The organism is Streptomyces sp. NPDC029164 (genome assembly GCF_055563995.1).
Genome location: NZ_JBVHWW010000012.1, coordinates 91,834 through 109,909, shown reverse-complemented (window position 1 = coordinate 109,909; position 18,076 = coordinate 91,834). Strand labels below are relative to the sequence as shown.

Sequence of the window (18,076 nt, the reverse complement as noted above, 5' to 3'; positions counted from 1 at the left end):
GGTCCCGTGTTTCCCGTTTCGTTCGCCCAGCGGCGGCTGTGGTTCCTCAACCAGCTCGGCGAGACCGGCGCCGCGTACAACTGCCCGCTCACCACCCGGCTGCGCGGTCCGCTGGACCCGGGGGCGCTGGCCGCGGCCCTCGGCGATCTGACCGGGCGGCACGAGGTGCTGCGGACGGTCTTCCCCGAGGTGGACGGCGAGCCCGTGCAACAGATCACCGACTGCGCGCCGGAGCTGCCCGTCGTCCGCCTCGGCGAGGCGGCGCTCGCCGACGCGCTGGCCGCCGAGGCCGGGCACGTCTTCGACCTGACCGCCGAACTCCCCCTGCGGGCCCGCCTCTTCGCCCTGGGCGACGAGGAGTGGGTGCTGGCCCTGGTGATCCACCACATCGCCACCGACGGCTGGTCCTGGGGGCCGCTCCTCACCGACCTGGCCGCCGCCTACGCCGCCCGGTGCGCGGGCGGGGCGCCCGCCTTCGAGCCGCTGCCGGTGCAGTACCGGGACTACACGCTGTGGCAGCGCGAACTGCTGGGCGCGGAGGGCGACCCGGAGAGCCTGCTCGCCGAGCAACTGGCCTTCTGGACGCGGGAGCTGGCCGGATCCCCGGCCGAACTTGCCCTGCCCGCCGACCGGCCGCGCCCCGCGGTGGCGAGCTTCGCGGGCGGCTCCGTCCCCGTCGAGCTGGACGCGGGGCTGCACGGACGGCTGCTGGAACTGGCCCCGCAGCACGGCTGCACCCTCTTCATGGTCCTCCAGGCCGGCCTGTCGGTGCTCCTGTCCCGCCTCGGGGCCGGCACCGACATCCCGATCGGAACCGTCGTCGCGGGCCGCACGGACGAGGCACTGGACGACCTCGTCGGCTTCTTCGTCAACACGCTCGTCCTGCGCACCGACCTCTCCGGGGACCCGGCCTTCACCGAGCTCCTGGAGCGGGTGCGGGAGAGCGACCTCGCCGCCTTCGAGCACCAGGAGGCGCCCTTCGAGCAGGTCGTCGAGGCGGTCAACCCCGAACGGTCCCTCGCCCGCCACCCCCTCTTCCAGGTGATGATGACCCTGGACAGCGGCGAGGGCCCCGCCTTCGCCCTGCCCGGCCTGGAGTGCGCGGAGCAGTCCGCCGCCTGGGACGTCGCCAAGTTCGACCTCACCGTCGACTTCCAGGAGCGGTGGGACTCGGGCGGAGCCCCGGCCGGGATCGGCGGAGCCCTGGAGTACGCGACGGACCTGTTCGACCGGGCCACCGCCGAGAACCTCGCGGCCGCCCTCACCCGGGTGCTGGAGCGCCTCGCCGCCGACCCCGCCGCCCCGGTCGGGCAGGCCGACCCGCTCTCGGCCGAGCAGCGCGCGCTGGTCCTGTCCGGCTGGAACGACACGGCCGCGCCGGTGCCCGCGGAGACCCTGCCCGAGCTGTTCGAGGAGCGGGCCGCCCGCACCCCCGGCGCGACCGCCCTGGTCTTCCGGGACACCGCGCTGACCTTCGCCGAACTCGACGCCCGCGCCGACGTACTGGCGCACCGGCTCGCCGGGCACGGGGTCGGCCCGGAGCACCTGGTGGCCCTGGCTCTGCCCCGGTCCGCCGACTCCGTCGTGGCGCTGCTCGCGGTGCTCAAGGCGGGCGCCGCCTTCGTTCCCGTCGACACGGACTACCCGGCCGAGCGGATCGCCCGGCTGCTGGGCACCACGACCACCGTCGTGACCGACGCCGCGACCGCCCCGGGGCTCCCGGACACCGGCGCCGTCCGCGTCCTCGTCGACGCGCCGGGCCCGGTCCGGGAGGGCGCCCCCGGTCCCGTCCCGGGCCGCCGGATCCTGCCCGGCAGCGCCGCGTACGTGATCCACACCTCGGGGTCGACGGGCGAGCCCAAGGGCGTCGTCATCGACCACGCGGGGCTGCGCAACCTCTACGCCTTCCACCGGGCCGGGGTCATCGCCCGCGCGGAGGAGCTGCACGGCGGGCGCCGGATGCGCATGGCGCTGACGGCCGCGCTGTCCTTCGACACGTCGTGGGAGGGGCTGCTGTGGATGGTGGCCGGCCACGAGCTCCACCTCATCGACGACGACACCCGCCGCGACGCGGCCGCGCTGGTCCGGCACATCGCCCGCGCCGGCATCGACGCCCTGGACGTCACCCCGACCTACGCCGAACAGCTCGTCGAGGAGGGCCTGCTGGACGATCCCGCGCACCGGCCGAAGGTGCTGCTGCTCGGCGGCGAGGCGGCGGGCGCGGCCCTGTGGACGCGGGTCCGGGCCGCCGACGGGATGCTCTGCCACAACCTGTACGGGCCCACCGAGTGCAGCGTCGACACCCTGTGGTGGGACGCCGCCCTCAGCGAGGAGCCGCTCGTGGGCCGCCCGCTCGCCAACACCCGGGCGTACGTCCTGGACGCCGGGCTGCGGCCCGTCGCCCCGGGCATCCCGGGCGAGCTGTACCTGGCCGGACCGAGCCTGGCCCGCGGCTACCTGAACCGCCCCTCGCTCACCGCGGGCCGCTTCGTGGCCTGCCCGTTCGAGGACGGGGCCCGCATGTACCGCACGGGCGACCTCGTCCGCTGGGACCGCGAGGGCGGCATCGAGTACCTCGGCCGCGCCGACGACCAGGTCAAGATCCGCGGCTTCCGCATCGAACCCGGCGAGATCGAGGCCTGCCTGCGGGCCTGCCCGGAGGTGGCGCAGGCCGCGGTGCTCGCCCGGGGCGGCGGGCCCGCCGGGAAGCGCCTCGTGGCGTACGTGGTGGCGGCCGCGGGCCGCAGGCCTGAGCCGGGCGCGCTGCGCGGCTGGCTCGCCGCACGGCTGCCGGACCACATGGTGCCCTCGGCCTTCGTGGTCCTGGAGGCCTTCCCGATGAACCGGAACGGGAAGCTGGACCGGGCGGCGCTGCCCGCGCCGGACTTCGGCGCGCTGCTCTCCTCCCGCGCCCCGCGCGGGCCCCGCGAGGAGCTCCTGGCGGAGCTGTTCGCGCAGGTACTGGGGCTGCCGTCGGTGGGCGCCGAGGACAGCTTCTTCGAACTGGGCGGGCATTCGCTGCTCGCGACCCGGCTGCTCTCGCGGATCCGGGCCGTCCTGGGCGGCGACCTGGGCATCCGCCTGCTGTTCCAGCACCCGACGGTGGCCGGGCTGGCCGCCTGCCTGGCGCAGGGTTCCGCGGCCGGGGCGGCCCCCCGTCCGGCGCTGACCGCGGCGGCGGAGCGGCCCGGGGCCCCGCCGCTGTCGGCCGCCCAGCGCCGGCTGTGGTTCCTGAGCCGGGCGGGCCAGTCCGTGGGCTACCACTGCCCGTTCGCGCTGCGGCTGCGCGGCCCGCTGGACACGTCGGCGCTGGCCGCGGCCCTGCGGGACGTCACCGACCGGCACGAGGCCCTGCGCACGGTGTTCCCGGAGGCGGCGGGCGAGCCGTACCAGCGGGTGCTGCCCGAAGGGGGCGGCGTGCCCCTGGACCTGGTGGAATGCGGTCCGGGGGGAACCGCCGGGGCCCTCGACGCGCTGCTGGCCCGCCCGTTCGACCTGGCCGCGCGGCCCCCCGTACGGGCGGCGCTGCTCGCGGCCGGGCCCCAGGAGTGGGTGCTGGCCCTGGTGGTGCACCACATCGCGCTCGACGGGTGGTCCTGGGGGCCGCTGTTCCGGGACCTGTCCGAGGCGTACGCCTCCCGGTGCGCGGGCGCCGCGCCCGGTTTCGAACCGCTACCGGTGCAGTACGCCGACTACACCCTGTGGCAGCGGGAGCTGCTCGGCGCGGAGGACGACCCCGCGAGCCCGGTCTCCCGCCAACTCGTCTTCTGGACCGACGCACTGGCCGGCGCGCCCGCCGAGCTGGCCCTGCCCTACGACCGGCCGCGCCCGGCGGTGGCGGACTTCGCGGGCGGCTCCGTCCCCGTCGGCCTGGACGCCGAGCTGCACGGCCGACTGCTGGAACTGGCCCGCGAGTCCGGCTGCACCCTCTTCATGGTGGTGCAGGCGGCGCTGGCCGTGACCCTGTCCCGGCTCGGCGCGGGGACCGACGTACCGATCGGGACGCCCGTCGCGGGCCGTACGGACGAGGCCCTGGACGACCTCGTCGGCTTCTTCGTCAACACCCTCGTCCTGCGCACCGACGTCTCGGGCGATCCGACCTTCGCCGAACTCCTGGGCCGGGTCCGGGAGACCGACCTCGCGGCGTACGAACACCAGGACGTGCCCTTCGAGCGGGTGGTGGAGGCGGTCAACCCCGAGCGGTCCCTCGCCCGCCACCCCCTCTTCCAGGTGCTGCTCCAAGTGCAGGACGGCGAGGACGGGACGCTCGCGCTACCCGGCCTCGACGTCCGCCCCGAGCCGTTCCGCTTCGACGTCGCCCAGTTCGACCTGACGCTGGACGTCCAGGAACGCCGGGACGCCGAGGGCCGCCCCGCCGGGATCTCGGGCTTCCTGGAGTACGCGGCCGAGCTGTTCGACCACGCCACCGCCGAGGACCTCGCCGCGGCCCTGGTACGGATGGTCCGGCTGCTCACGGCGGCGCCGGAGCTGCCGGTCTCGGCCGCCGACCCGCTGACGCCCGCGGCCCGCCGGCGGATGCTGACGGAGTGGAACGACACCGCGCTGCCGGTGCCGGACGCCACCGTGCCCGAGCTGTTCGCGGCGCGTGCCGCCCGCACCCCGGACGCGACCGCGCTGGTGGACGGCGCCGAGCGGATCGGCTTCGCCGCCCTCGACGCCTGGTCCGACCGGCTCGCCCGGCGTCTCGTTCGGGACGGGGCGGGTCCGGAGCGGGTGGTGGCCATCGCCTTGCCGCGCTCCCCGGCGGCGGTGGCCGCGATCCTCGCCGTCCTCAAGGCCGGTGCGGCGTTCGTCCTGGTGGACACCGGATACCCGGCCGAGCGGATCGCGCACATGCTGGCCGACTCCGCCCCGGCGCTGCTGGTCACGGACTCCGCGACCGCCCCGCTGCTGCCGCTCGCGGGGACGGCGCGGGTCCCGCTCGTCCTCACCGACGAGGAGGACGCGGCCGCCGCCTCCGCGCCCGGTGCCGGGCCGCTGCGGCGGCCCCGGCCGGGCGACGCCGCGTACGTCGTGTACACCTCGGGGTCCACGGGCCGGCCCAAGGGCGTCGTCGTCGACCACGCCGCGCTGCGCAACCTGTACGCCTTCCACCGCGCCCACACCATGGCGGAGGCGGAACGGATCTCTGCGGGAAGGCAGTTGCGGGTGGCGCTGGTGGCCTCGCTGTCCTTCGACGCCTCCTGGGACGCCCTGATGTGGATGGTGGCCGGGCACGAACTCCACCTGATCGGCGACGCCATGCGCCGCGACTCCGCCGCCTTCGCCCGGCACGTCGCCGACGCCGCCCTCGACGTCGTCGACACCACGCCGACGCACGCCGAGCACCTGATCGAGGAGGGCCTGCTCAACGCCCCGCCGCGGCTGCTGCTGATCGGCGGGGAGGCCGCGGGCGAGGGCCTGTGGAGCCGGCTGCGCGCCACGGAGGGGATGCTCGCCTACAACCTGTACGGACCCACCGAGTGCACGGTCGACGCCCTGTGGTGGGACACCGCGCGCAGCGAGCGCCCGCTCATCGGCGCTCCCGTCGCCAACGTCCGCGCCTACGTGCTCGACGCGGCGCTGAACCCGGTGGCGCCGGGGGTGCCCGGCGAGCTGTACCTGGCGGGTGCCGGGCTGGCGCGGGGCTACCTGCGCCGCCCGGGGACGACGGCGGAGCGGTTCGTGGCCTGCCCCTTCGAGGACGGGGCCCGCATGTACCGCACGGGCGACCTCGTCCGCTGGGACCGCGAGGGCCGCATCGAGTACCTCGGCCGCGCCGACGACCAGGTCAAGATCCGCGGCTTCCGCGTCGAACCCGGCGAGATCGAGGCCGCGCTCGCGGCGGCGCCCGGGGTGGACCGGGCCGCGGTGACCGTACGGGAGGACGGCCCCGGCGGTGCGAAGCGGCTGGTCGGGTACGTGGTCCCGGCCCCCGGCGGCGACGGCGGCACGGGCTCCGCGGTGGACGCGGCGGACTTGCGCGCCCATCTGGCGGGCACGCTGCCGGCGCACATGGTGCCGTCGGCGTTCGTCGTGCTCGACGCGTTCCCGCGGACGCCGAACGACAAGCTCGACCGGGCCGCGCTGCCCGCGCCGGAGCCCGGCGCGGCCGGGGACGGCCGTGTGCGCCGGGCGCCGCGCAGCCGGCGGGAGGAGGTCCTGGCGGGCCTGTTCGCCGAGGTGCTGGGGCTGCCCGTCGACGTCGTCGGCGCCGACGACGGCTTCTTCGACCTGGGCGGCCACTCCCTGCTGGCGGCCCGGCTGATGGCCCGGGTGCGCGAGGCGCTGGGCGAGGAGCTCGGGGTCCAGGACCTGTTCGCCGCGCCCACGGTCGCCGGGCTCGCCGCCCGCTCCGGCGGCGCGGTCCCCCGCGGGGACGCGGACCCGCTGGCGCCGATGGTCACGCTGCGCACGGGGGCGCCCGGCGCGCCCGCCCTGTTCTGCGTCCATCCGGGCGCGGGCACCGGCTGGGTGTACCGGGGGCTGCTGGAACACCTGGACCCGCAGCGGTCCGTGCACGCCCTGCAGTCGCGGGCGCTGAGCGAGCCGGGGGCACGGCCCGGGAGCGTCGCGGAGATGGCCGCGGAGTACGCGGCGCGGATCCGCGTGGCGCAGCCGCACGGCCCGTACCACCTGCTGGGCTGGTCCTTCGGGGCGGTGGTCGCGCACGAGGTGGCCGTGACGCTCCAGCAGGACGGCGAGGAGGTGGCCGGGCTCACCCTGCTGGACGGGTATCCGGCGGCCCCCGGCGAGACGGCGGCCCCGGCCGCGGACCCGCTGCGGGACCTGCTGGAATCGCTCGGCTATCCGCCGCGGGAGGAGTACGGCGCGGCCGGAGGGGGTCCGCTGACCCTCGCCGAGCTGGTGGCGGCGGCGGCCGCCGAGGAGGGCCCGCTGTCGGTCTTCGACGGGGACACCGTCGCCGCCCTGGGCGCGGCCTACGTCCACCACGACCGGCTGGCCGCCGCCCACCGTCCGGGGGTGTTCCGGGGCGGTGTGACGCTGGCCGCCGCCGCCCACGAGCCGGACGCGCCCGGGCCGCGGGTGTGGGAGCCGTACGTCACCGGTTCAGTCGCCCACCACGAAGTGCCCTGCGCGCACGGCGAGATGATGGCGCCCAAGCCCGCCGCCGAGATCGCCGCGCTGCTGGGCGAGGGCACGGTGGGCCGGTGAGCGCCCGTCGCGGCGCGCTGCGCCGCCGGGACTTCCGGCTGCTGTGGGCGGGAGAGTCCGTGAGCCAGTTCGGGAGCGCGGCCACCCGGGTGCTGCTGCCGCTGATCGCGGTGGACACGCTGGACGCGGGGCCCTTCACCATGGGGGTGCTGAACGCCGCGGCCTGGGTGCCGTGGCTGCTGTTCGGGCTGCCCGTGGGGGCGTGGACCGACCGGATGCGCCGCCGGCCGGTGATGATCGTGTGCAACGTGGTGTCGGCGCTGCTGATGCTGTCGCTGACCGCGACGGTCTGGCTGGAGGCCCTGACGACCGCTCAACTGATGCTGGTGGCCGTCCTGGCGGGCACCGCCGACGTGTTCTTCCGGGCCGCCTACAGCGCGTACCTGCCGACCGTGCTGCCACACGAGGAGCTCGCCGACGGCAACGCCCGGCTCCAGACCAGCGAATCGGTCGCGGAGGTCCTCGCACCGGGGGCCGGCGGAGCGCTGGCCCAGGCCGGGAGCGCGGCCGCCGGTTTCCTCGCCGACGGCCTGAGCTTCCTGGTCTCGGCGGCACTGCTGATGCGGATCCGGACCCCGGAGGGCCCGCCGGGCGGTGGGGAACGGGCCGCCGCGAAACGGTCGTTGGTCAAGGAGATCCGCGCGGGCGTGGCCTTCCTCACCCGGGACCCGTTCCTGCGGACGATCCTGCTGTGCGACGCCGCGATGAACCTGTTCCTGGCCGGGGCGCAGTCCCTGTCGATCCTGTTCCTGAGCCGGACGGTGGGCGCGCCGGGCGCGCTGATCGGTGCCCTCATCGCGCTGGCCGGGCTGGGCGGGGTCCTGGGCGCGGTGATCTCGCCGCGCCTGGCCCGCCGGTTCGGCACGGCCCGGGCGGTCCTGCTGTGCGCCTTCTGCGGGGGCCCGTTCGGCCTGCTCATCCCGCTCACGACGGACGGGGTGGGGCTGCTGGCCTTCCTGGTCGGGGAGTTCTGCCTGATGACCGGGGTGGTCGCCGGGAACGTCATCATCGTGAGCTTCCGGCAGGCGTACTGCCCGCCGGACCTGCTGGGCCGGGTCGGCTCCACCATCCGCTTCGTGATGTACGGGACGATTCCCGTCGGCAGCCTCCTCGGCGGCGCCCTCGGCGCCCTCCTCGGCGAACGCGACGCCCTGTGGCTCCTCTACGGCGGCAACGCGCTGTGCGCACTGCTCCTCCTGACGGGCCCACTCCGCGCCGGACAGGACCTCCCGCCGGCCCCGGAGCCGGCCAGGAAGGCGGACGAGGTCACCCCGTGAGCGCCCCGTGCAACCGACACCGGACCCGGTCACGTCCCCCGAAGTCGTCCATCGGCGGTGAGGTACAGGAAATCCCGGCCGGCTTTTCGGTCTTCGTGGGCTGGAGGACCTGCTCCTGGAGGCGCTGCCGGAGGCGCACGGGGGCGCGGGGCCCGATGGGGCCGGTGCGCCTTGGCGCGGTGCGCGCGCCCGGTGTCGCTGCCACCCGGACCCGATCAGCGCACATACCTTCCCCGTTGGCAGGACCGCGCAGGCCATCGGTGGTGCGACACCGGCGCGGGCGCCAGGCGTACCCGGGCAGCCAGAACGGCCACCGGGGCGCGGCACCACCCGGCCGAAGGCGGTCCCTGCGGTGACTCATCCGACTGACAAGGCAAGGCGGCAGTACATGGCTATGCGCAATGGCGAACCGAGGGTCGACGTCAGCCCCGATCCGTGGACGGACGCGGAAGGCGCCGACAAGAAGCAGGGCAGCGCGCCGGAATCCCTGCGGCAGGGAGTGCTGTTCACCCCCGCACTGCGGGCGGACACGGCCCGCAAGGTGAACAAGCCGAATACGGTGTGGCAGCTCACCGGCGCGTGGGAGTACGAGGGCGAGACGGCCACCGGCACCGCCGCCGTCTACTACGGCCTCGCCCCCGACGGCACGCCCCACAAGGGCCTCGTCAACCCGATGATCTTCGCGGACGGGTTCAACTACGGCGAGAGCGAACTCGGCGGTCTCTACGCCCACCTCGACGCGCCCTACAACGCCGACGGCAAGCGGCTGCTCAGCCAGCTGCTCGCCGCGGGCGTGGACGTCATCCTGCTGGGCTTCAAGGAGCGCCACACCCACATCCAGGCCAACGCCGCCGTCGCGGTCAGCGCCATCCGCAAGGCCATCGCCGACCGGCAGGAGGGCGGCGCCCCCCTGATCGTGGGCGGCGTCAGCATGGGCGGACTCATCACCCGATACGCGCTGGCCTGGATGGAGAACGAGGGCGAGGACCACGAGAGCCGCATCTACCTGTCCTACGACTCCCCGCACAACGGCGCCTGGATCCCGGTCGCACTCCAGCAGCTGGCGTACTTCTTCGAGTCCGTCCCCGATCCCTCCGGCAAGCCGAAGCAGGCCGAGCTGATCAGGAGCGCCGCCGCCCAGCAGCTCCTGTGGGCCTGGGTGCCCAACGCCAAGGACTCCGGCGCCGTCGCGACCTGGAGCGAGAAGCGTGTCCGGTTCCTCCAGGACCTGAAGGACATCGGATGGTTCCCGTCCAAGCCGGGCCTGCGCAGGATCGGCGTCGCCAACGGCACCGGCGACGGCACCGCGGGCCCGCTGCTGCCCGACGAGCTGGTCTTCGACTGGAGGGCCCCGGGAATCGCCCGCGCGGTACTGCGCACCCAGCCGGCCTTCGGCCGGCTCCAGGAAGTCGTACGGATGTCGGCCCTGGTCCTCGGCTACCGTACGAGCCGAACCAGCGAGGTCCCCCCACTCGACGGCGCGCCCGGTGGCACCCTCGCCTCCTACGGCATGCTCGCCGACGCGCTCGGCGCCACGATCGACGAGCGCCACCGCTCCGGCTGCTTCGTGCCCTCGGTCAGCGCCGTCGCCCTCAAGTACGACCCCGTCACCTGGGACGTCGACCTCACCACCCCCCTCAACGACCTCCCTGCCGGCCGTAGCGAGCTGGACGCCTTCCACTGCGACGACACCAACTCCGAGCACAGCCTCGTGACGGAGCGTCTCGCCGAGTGGATCCTCGCCGAACTCATCGGCTGACCGCACCGGCCGCCACCGGCACGGGCGGAGCCGTACCGAGTACAGCACCGGGCTGACCGATCCGGCGAAGCTCCTGATCCCTCCCGGCCGGCCCGACAAGGACTGAGCCACCGCCACCGGGCCCCCGCGCACGCAGCGCGGGGGCCCTTCGCGTCAAGCTTCTCCGGTCCATCGGCCTCCCCCGGATGTGCGGGCCGACGGGCGACACAACGAAAGCCTGCCGGCACGGCCCTTCCCGGGGTACCGGGGCGTTGCTCCCCTCCTGCGGCACCGTCCACGAGCCGAGTTGAACGCGTTCAGAACATCTGACAGCATGGCGTTCGGAAAGGCCTGCCAGACCAGGGGGACGTGGATCCGTCTGCCTTCGGCGCGAGTTGGCCATGAGATCCGGAGGTCGGTACGACATGATCATCGCCTTGCTCGTCTTCTTGTTCCTGGGCCTGATGGTGGCCGTCGCGCCGGGGCTGCTCATCGGGTATGCCCTCGTCGCGGTGAGCGGCAAGCTGTCGCTCACGGCGAGGATTCTGTTGCTGGTGGCCCTTGCGATGGGTACGGCAGCGCTGTGGCTGGGCCTGGGGGAACCCGCCAACGTTCTGCTGCCGCTGGCCATGGTGGTGTCATTCCTCGCGACCCTCGCCTCGGGAGCCATGTTCCTCGGGCTCGAAGCCCGCAAGCGGCGCGCACCCCTCTACCCCGCCCCGGCGTGGCAGAGCTGGTAGCGACAGACTCAAAGCCCCAGGTCGCTGACCTGGGGCTTTGCCATGGAGCGATGACCACGTCACCGACGTGTGGGGGGCAAGACGGACACAGGAACGCAGCGCCCACCGGCCCCGGCAAGAGAGTTCTTGCCGGGGCCGGTAGGCGGGCGACGTCGGAGTCCGGGCCGGAGCCCGGTGCCGGGTCAGCTGATGGACTTGATGGCGCCCCAGCCGCCGCTGCCGACCTGGATGCTCGGGCCGTCGATGGGGCCGTGGATGTCGGCGCCGCCCTTGTAGAACTTGAGGGTGCCGTCGCCGGCGGTGGCCCACATGTCGGCCGTGCCGTCGAGGTTGGCGTCCGCGGCGCCGGCGATGAGCGGTCGGTTGGCGGTGGTGTAGGCGCGGCCGAACTCGTTGAGGTCGCTGAAGGTCTTCCCGTCGGGCTGGCCGAGGTAGGCGTAGAGGATGCCGTCGCGGGTGTCGCGGGCCAGCAGGTCCGGGCGGCCGTCCTTGTTGGCGTCGCCGAGAGCGCTCAGGTCCATGACGTCCCAGCCGCCGTTGCCGATGACGACGGGAGCGCCGACGGCCGCGGCGGTGCCGACGACACCCGGGTACAGGAAGAGCTTGTTGGTGTGCGTGACGACCAGGTCCGGTTTCCCGTCGCGGTTGGTGTCACCGATGCTGACGACCTGGGCGGCGATGGGCAGACCAGCGGCGATCTTGATCGGCGCGCCCAGGGTGCCGTTGCCGAGGTTGGGGTAGACGCGGACCTCGCCGCCGACGCGGGCGACGACGTCCTCCATGGCGTCGCCGTTCCAGTCGCCCCGGTGCGTCACGGAGGCTCCCGACCAGCCGCCGGTGCCGATGATCGTGTGCGTGCCGAGGCCGCCGGTGCCCGTACCGGGGTACAGGCGCAGCTGGCCGGTGTCATCGACCGCGACGAGGTCCGGCTTGTTGTCGCCGGTCAGGTCGCCCGGAACGGCGTATGACGTGCTCGCGACCCAGGACCGCACGTCGTCCACACGGGTCGCGACGGCCCCCGTACGGGTCTCCGTGGACGGCGTGCCGAGGCATCCCCCCTGCCACGAACGGCTGGTGACGGCGAGGAGCTCCTGGGTGCCGTTCTTCTCGCGCAGCACGGGGCCGCCCGCGTCACCCTGGCAGATGGCCCCGTCGCCGGAGGCGGTCAGAGCGAGGTCGGCGGAGCCGTTGCCGACCGCCGTGAAGGCAGCGGTGTGCAGGCGGTCGGGGACCCAGGTGGTCTTGGTCCGGCCGAAGCCGGCCGCCCGCACGGCCTCGTCGGCCCCGGCGGGAGTGGTGGCCAGGACAGCCGGCTTCAGGTTGGCGATGCCGGTGTCCAGCTTCACCATGACGAGATCCCGCTCAGGGTGCGGGACGAGCCGGATCGCGGAGCGGGTGGCTCCCGCGGTGGTCTGGGTCAGGTCCGTCCTGCCGACGGTGACCGTGGTGGCGGTCTTGGGCTTGCCGGGCTGGACGGCGCCGGTCGCGTCGGCGAAACAGCTCGCGGCGGACAGGACCCACTGGGGGGCCACGAGGGTGCCCGTGCAAGCGCGCTCGGCGTTGCCGATGACGATGCTGGCGGTGTGGGCGTGGGTGGCCGCGTCGGCCGCGGTTCCCTGCAGGGCGTGCGAAGGCGAGGCCAGCAGGCCTCCGGCCATCGCGGCGACGACGGCGGAGCCGCCGATCCACGCTCTGCGCCTACGTACGTTCGACATGACGTTCTCCGAAAATCGAGTCAGGGCGTTCCGGCCGCGCGAGACGGCGGACGGAAGGGGGGCGAAGGCGACGCTCCGGCGAGATCTCCCCCCGCCGGCCGTCGGTGAAGGGCTACGAGGAGACGGTGATCTCGACGAGGACGTGGTCGCGACGTTCGGGGTCGGCGGCCTCGCCCACGCCCTTCCACTCGTTCGGGGCCACGGTCACGTTCTGCTTGCTGCCCTCGGCGGTCAGCGTCACATCGGCCTGGTGGGCGGCGTCGCCCTTCATTCCGTAGACCGCGGGTATCTCCAGGCTGAGGTGGCCGGTCTTCCCGGTGGCGCGGAAGCAGAACTTGCCCTTGGTCCGGGAGTACACCTCCATCAGACCCGTGGCGGAGGCGCAGTCGGCGAGGGTGATGTGCCCGTCGCCGCGCTTGAGGGTGATGCCGAGTTCGGACTGGATCCTCGCGGCGTCCGGGTACGCGAAGTCCTCCATCGCGTACGGGGGCAGGTCGGCGCTCACCGCAGCCGTGCCCTGGGCGGGGGCCTCACTGGCGTGCGTCGCGGTGACGGCGAGGGCGATACAGGCCGCCGCTGCCGCCGTGGTCGCGATGACGCGTCGTACGAGCTTCATTGTGTCGTTCCTTTTCATGCGGAGGGAGTCGGCCGCCGCGGCAGCCGTGAACACGGATGGGCCGAGGGGTCTACCACTTCAGCAAGCCGATGATCGTGCTCACCGCTTCATCCGTGAAGTCCGAGATCTTGCCGCCCACCGCGTGGGCCAGGCCCGACTTTTCGAGCCAGGCGGACTTCCCGAGGAACATGCCGCCGAGCACGAACAGCCCGAGTGATGTGTGGAATTCGCTGCTGTCCCAGCCGTATGCCTGGCCCGTGAAATAGGTGCTGACTCCCTTGATGGCCACGGAGACGCCGCCGAGCACGAGAGCGGTTGGGCCCAGGACAGGCGAGGCAGGCGGGAACAGGAATCCACCGAACATGACACCGAGCGAGGCCAGGCCGGCGATCGTGGACCAGTGCTTGGTGACCAGCGCCCAGTCCTTGTCGCTGCCGGTGTCGGCGGGCCACAGTTCCTTCTCCACGTACCAGGGAGTGTCGCTGGCGGAGGTTTGGGAGGGGTCGGTGCCGTTCGCCTCGTGTTGCCTGGCCTTCTCGGCCGCCTGCCGCGCCGCTGCCACGGCCTCGGCCCTGCACTTCGCGATGACGATCGCGCGGGCTTCGCTGGCCGCGTCGGCGGCGGCCTTCGCGTCCCGACCTGCCTGCAGGGCGGAGGCGCCGGCCTGACTGGCGCTCGCCTGGGCGCTCGACGCGGAGGAGACCGCCTGCCGCGCCGACGACACGGCCTGCCGCATCGAATGGTTCGCGGAACGGGAGGCCACCTGGGCCGCGGATGCCGCCTGCTTGGCACTCGCCGCCGACTTGGCCGCCTCTGCCGCGGACGCGTCGGCGGCATCGGCGTTCGTCCGGGCGTCCCGCGCCGCGTTCTCGGCGTCCGCGGCATGGCCCTGCGCCTTCAGAGCCCAACTGCTGGCGTCCACCGCGGACTGACGGGCTTCGGCCGCCGCCTTGCAAGCCAGTGCCGCGTCCTCCAGGGCCTTCGCCGCTACCTTGGCGGCGTGCGCGATGGAGGCGCGGATCGCGGCGACGTGGGTGGCGTGGTCCTGGTCCAGGCGGGCGACGTTGAACCGGTCCTCCAGGACGAAGCTCCGCCGCATGCGGGCGGGGCCCTCCAGCACGATCTGCGCGGCCGATTTCATGTAGGGGCCGCCGGCGGAGAGGAGGGCGAACACCTCGGCCTGGTCGTCGACCTTCACCGCGTCCACCAGTTCGATGGTGAGGAAGCGGTGCAGGGCCGTGGCGCTTCCCTCGGCCAGGGCCGCCTCGGCCTTGGCCCTGACGTTCCTGCCCGGGTTCTGGTTCAGGAGCTCGAACACGATGACGCGGTTCCGCGTGGCGGAGGCTTCGATGACCCCGTGGGTGAGGAAATCGCGGGCCGCGTTCGGATCCTCGCTCGCCAGCGCTCGGTGGGCGGCCTCGGCGACCTCCGCCCCGGCCGTCCCGGCCAGGGCGAGCACGGTCTCCCGGTCGTCCTGCTGCTCGGCGAGGAGACGGTCGGTGTCGAGCCAGTTGGCGACATCGTGTTCGGCGCCTGCGAGGGCGAACTCCGCGGCGTCGCGCGTCCACGTGCCCGGCGAGTCCAGGAGCCTCACGGCGGCCATCCGGCCGACCGTGACGGCCGTGGCCGAGTCACCGCCGCGCAATGCCGCGGTGGCGTTCGCGACGAGGTCCTTGATGTCCGAGGCGGTCTTGTCCGCCTGCGTGCGCTCCCTGGCCGCCCGAGCGGTTTCGTCGATCTCGGCCTGTGCCCTGAGGCGGGCCTCCTCGACTCCCATCGCGGTGTCCTCGGCGATACGGGCGCCCTCCGCGTCCCGGGCCGCCTGCTCCACGCTCCGGGCTTCCTTGACCGCCTCGGCCGCCGCGTTGGCAGCCTGCAGCGCGGCTTCCGAGTAGGCGGTGGAACGCTTGGCGTAGTCGATCGCCTTGCCCGCGTTCGCCGCGGCGTCGTCCGCGGCTGCCGCGGCCTTCTCCGCATGGGCCGCGGCACTGTTGGCGGCGTCGCGTGCCGCACGGGCGGCGGTGGCGGCCCGGTTCGCGAGGGTCTGCGAAATGGTCGCGGCGCGGGCGGCGCGTGCGGCGGCCGTGTCTGCCTCGGCCGCAGCAGCCCTGGCCTCGGCCGCCTGGGACTTGGCGCTGCCGGCGGCGGCGGCCGCGTCGGCGGCGGCGTTCGCGGCGGCCGCCGCGTTCTGGGCCGCGCTCGTGGCGGCGGCGCAGGCGGAGGACGACTGCTGCGAGGCGACGCCGGCCTGTTCGGCGGCAGCGGCAGCCGTGCGCGCACGCCCGGCCGCGTCCCGTGCGCCCTGGGCGGCCTGGCGCGCGGCTGAGGCCTTGCCGGCGTCCTTCGAGGCGGCGATGGCCGCGCCGTAGGCCCGCGAGGCGGCACGGCCCGCGGCGGCGGCGGCGCCGGCGGCGGCCTGAGCGGCCTGCGCGGCGCGGCTGGAGGCGGCCTGAGCGGTACGGGATGCGGAGATGGCCGTGTGTGCGGCGCTCGCGGCGCCCCGTGCGGCACTCGCGGCGCTGTTCGCCGCCTTGGCCGACTTCCGTACGTCGTTCTGCGCCGCCCTCGCCTCGGCGGCGGCCTTCAGCGCGGCGGCCTTCGCCTTTTCCGCGGCGTCCTTGGCCCGGTTCGAGGCGGCCACGGCCTGTTCCGTCTGCAGCTTCGCCCGGTTGCCCTCCCGGATCACGATCTTGACCAACTGGTCGACCGTCGCGGCTTCTTCGTCACGGGCACGCGCGATGTGCTGGCCGGAGGCGAGGAATTGGCGGATCGCCTCGGGAGAACCGTCGCCCAGGGCGCGCTCCGCGTACTTCTTGACCTCGGGGGAGGCGGTGGTGAGGATCGTGAAGACCTCGGCCCGCTCGTCCTCCTGCTGCGCGGTGTGCTGCGTCGTCTGCAGGAACGTGCGCATGGCCGCCGGGGTGCCGAGCTCCAGCGCCTTGGCGGCTTCCCGCTTGACGGCGGTCCCGCTGTTGTTCATGACGGTGAAGACCGCTGCCCGCGTGTCCGTGTCGAGCGACTGCGCGTAGCCGCCGCGCAGGTAGGCGGCGATCGCCGCGTCCCCCGCGGACAGGGCCGCGTTCGCGCTCTCGCGGACCGACTTGTCCGCGAGGGGGAGGACGGCGAGTACGCCGAACCGGTTGTCGTCCGCCGTCGCGAGCGGCAGTTCGCCCGTGAGGAAGGCGGAAACTGCGGCCGGGGTGCCGACGAGGGCGGCGGCAGCGGCCTCGCGGACCGCCCGCCCGCCGCTCTTGTAGGCCCATACGGCCTTGCCCCGATCGGTATGGGGCAGCCCGTTGCCCGGGTCGCCCTCGGCGGCCCGGGCCGGGCCGGCGCTCAAGGTGACGACGGACCCCATGGCCGGCACCGCGGCGGCCCCGGCCATGGCGCTGAGTATCCGGCGCCTGCTCCACAACGACGGTGGCGTCACGGGCACACCTCTGTGACGTCGTCGCGTGACGGGCAGGGCAGGGTGACGATCTTGCCCAAGGGAGATCTCCTCGGTTCGGATGAGAAGCGGGTGGTTGCGGCATCCTGGCTGGGCGATCGATCGCCGGCCGGGCCGACCCACAGCCTCTCGTTTTGGAGATCGTCCGAACAACACTCAATATGGGAACCCGTGTTTAGCCAGGTTCAACACACGGGCCGAACGAGGGGGTGGTGGCCGGGTGCTCGAACGCCTGGAAATGGAAGCGTTCCTCGGGCTGGCCGTGGAGCTGCACTTCGGACGTACTGCGGAACGCCTGCACGTGACCACCGGCAGGGTCAGCCAGCTCATCAAGAAACTCGAACGCAGGGTCGGGGCGCCGTTGTTCGAGCGCACCAACCGCAGCGTGCGCCTGACTCCGCTCGGCCACCGGCTTCACGACGAAGTCCGGCCCGCGTACGAAGAGATCCAGGCCGCCTTCGCCCGCGCTGTCAGCAGCACCCGCGCGACCGTCGACACCTTGCGGGTCGGCTTCATGGGTGCCGCCGCCGGCCAGATCGCCCATCAGGCGGGCGACATGTTCCCCGAACGCGAGCCCGGCTGGCGCGTCCACATCCGCGAGGTCCAGCTCTTCAACGCCCTGACGCGACTTCGCGAGGGAGAGGTCGACATCCTCATCCTCGCCCTGCCGATCACCGAACCCGACATCGCCGTCGGGCCCGTGGTCTTCTCCGAGCCGCGGATGCTGGCAGTTCCCGCGAACCACGCCCTGGCCCGCCGCGAAAGCGTGACCATGGAGGACCTCGCCGACGTCGCGCTCGTACGCGTCGCCGGCACGCCCCCCGGAACATGGCTCTCCGAGCTTTGGCCCGACCGCACGCCACAAGGCAGGCCGATCGCCCCGGGCCCCGAGATAGAGACGTTCATGGAAGCCCTGCAAGTGGTCGCTTCAGGAACCGGCGCCGTCATCGTTGGCGAGCAGGTCACCCGGTTCTACACCCGTCCCGGCATCGCCTACGTCCCGCTCACCGGCATGCCACGCCTGGACCGGGCTCCCGTCTGGCTGAAGTCGCACAACTCCCCCGCCATCCGCCCCTTCGTCGCGACCGCCCTTGAGTCGGCCCGACTCCTCTATCCCGCCGCCTCCGGGCCTGACCCGGCCCGGCGGCAGAGCGGGCAAGCGGACTGCGCGGTAGCGGATCCGGCCTGAAAGAGCGCTTTATCCCGTCGGGGGTGTGGGGTATCGCCGGGTTGCTTGTGGCTTTCCACCGGTGGGTGCCTCGCCCGGAGTCGATGTCAGCGTCAGGTGAGAGGATCACGAGACGCCTCTGCCTCAGCGGTGACGAGGGAGCCTGGGACTCGGTTAAAGCCGCATTCGACGCGGCTG

General features: G+C 73.8%; 8 protein-coding genes. 5 read left to right on the top strand and 3 right to left on the bottom strand.

Annotation, left to right across the window (positions count from 1 at the left end; translation table 11 throughout):
* The first annotated feature begins 6 nt into the window (after positions 1–6).
* The 4 genes from ACZ4VT_RS14115 to ACZ4VT_RS14100 all read left to right on the top strand — a co-directional run bounded on the left by ACZ4VT_RS14115 (position 7) and on the right by ACZ4VT_RS14100 (position 10,931).
* A complete protein-coding gene (locus tag ACZ4VT_RS14115) occupies positions 7–7,176 on the top strand; it encodes an amino acid adenylation domain-containing protein (protein WP_467949370.1) in 7,170 nt (2,389 codons plus the stop codon).
* On the top strand, positions 7,173–8,453 hold the full coding sequence (locus tag ACZ4VT_RS14110) for an MFS transporter (protein ID WP_467949368.1): 1,281 nt from the start codon (positions 7,173–7,175) through the stop codon (positions 8,451–8,453). Before ACZ4VT_RS14115 ends, ACZ4VT_RS14110 begins: the two co-directional genes overlap by 4 nt.
* A gap of 388 nt (positions 8,454–8,841) precedes the next feature.
* Positions 8,842–10,212, top strand: coding sequence for a lipase family protein (locus tag ACZ4VT_RS14105; protein WP_467949366.1), 1,371 nt, complete (start codon positions 8,842–8,844; stop codon positions 10,210–10,212).
* 416 nt (positions 10,213–10,628) lie between these two features.
* Positions 10,629–10,931, top strand: a complete 303-nt coding sequence (locus tag ACZ4VT_RS14100; RefSeq protein ID WP_467949363.1) for a hypothetical protein — start codon at positions 10,629–10,631, stop codon at positions 10,929–10,931.
* Positions 10,932–11,113: 182 nt separating this feature from the next.
* Here ACZ4VT_RS14100 and ACZ4VT_RS14095 read toward each other — a convergent pair whose 3' ends face one another.
* From ACZ4VT_RS14095 to ACZ4VT_RS14085, 3 genes are all read right to left on the bottom strand, one after another.
* Complete coding sequence (locus tag ACZ4VT_RS14095) at positions 11,114–12,646, bottom strand: FG-GAP-like repeat-containing protein (protein ID WP_467949361.1); 1,533 nt, start codon at positions 12,644–12,646, stop codon at positions 11,114–11,116.
* A 112-nt stretch (positions 12,647–12,758) separates the two neighbouring features.
* Entirely contained in the window at positions 12,759–13,262 is a 504-nt protein-coding gene (locus ACZ4VT_RS14090) for a hypothetical protein (RefSeq protein WP_467949359.1), read from the bottom strand.
* Between the two features lie 70 nt (positions 13,263–13,332).
* Positions 13,333–16,647 (bottom strand): ALF repeat-containing protein, encoded by a 3,315-nt coding sequence (locus tag ACZ4VT_RS14085; RefSeq protein ID WP_467949357.1) that lies wholly within the window; start codon positions 16,645–16,647, stop codon positions 13,333–13,335.
* 283 nt (positions 16,648–16,930) lie between these two features.
* Here ACZ4VT_RS14085 and ACZ4VT_RS14080 point away from each other — a divergent pair, with 283 nt between their 5' ends.
* A complete protein-coding gene (locus ACZ4VT_RS14080) occupies positions 16,931–17,899 on the top strand; it encodes a LysR family transcriptional regulator (protein WP_467949356.1) in 969 nt (322 codons plus the stop codon).
* Positions 17,900–18,076: the final 177 nt, after the last annotated feature.

What these genes read in the sequence shown, in the direction of transcription:
- ACZ4VT_RS14105 (WP_467949366.1), top strand. Translation starts at nt 8,842, where the DNA reads ATGGCTATGCGCAATGGCGAACCGAGGGTCGACGTCAGCCCCGATCCG.
- ACZ4VT_RS14095 (WP_467949361.1), bottom strand. Translation starts at nt 12,646, where the DNA reads ATGTCGAACGTACGTAGGCGCAGAGCGTGGATCGGCGGCTCCGCCGTC.
- ACZ4VT_RS14090 (WP_467949359.1), bottom strand. Translation starts at nt 13,262, where the DNA reads ATGAAGCTCGTACGACGCGTCATCGCGACCACGGCGGCAGCGGCGGCC.
- ACZ4VT_RS14085 (WP_467949357.1), bottom strand. Translation starts at nt 16,647, where the DNA reads ATGGCCGGGGCCGCCGCGGTGCCGGCCATGGGGTCCGTCGTCACCTTG.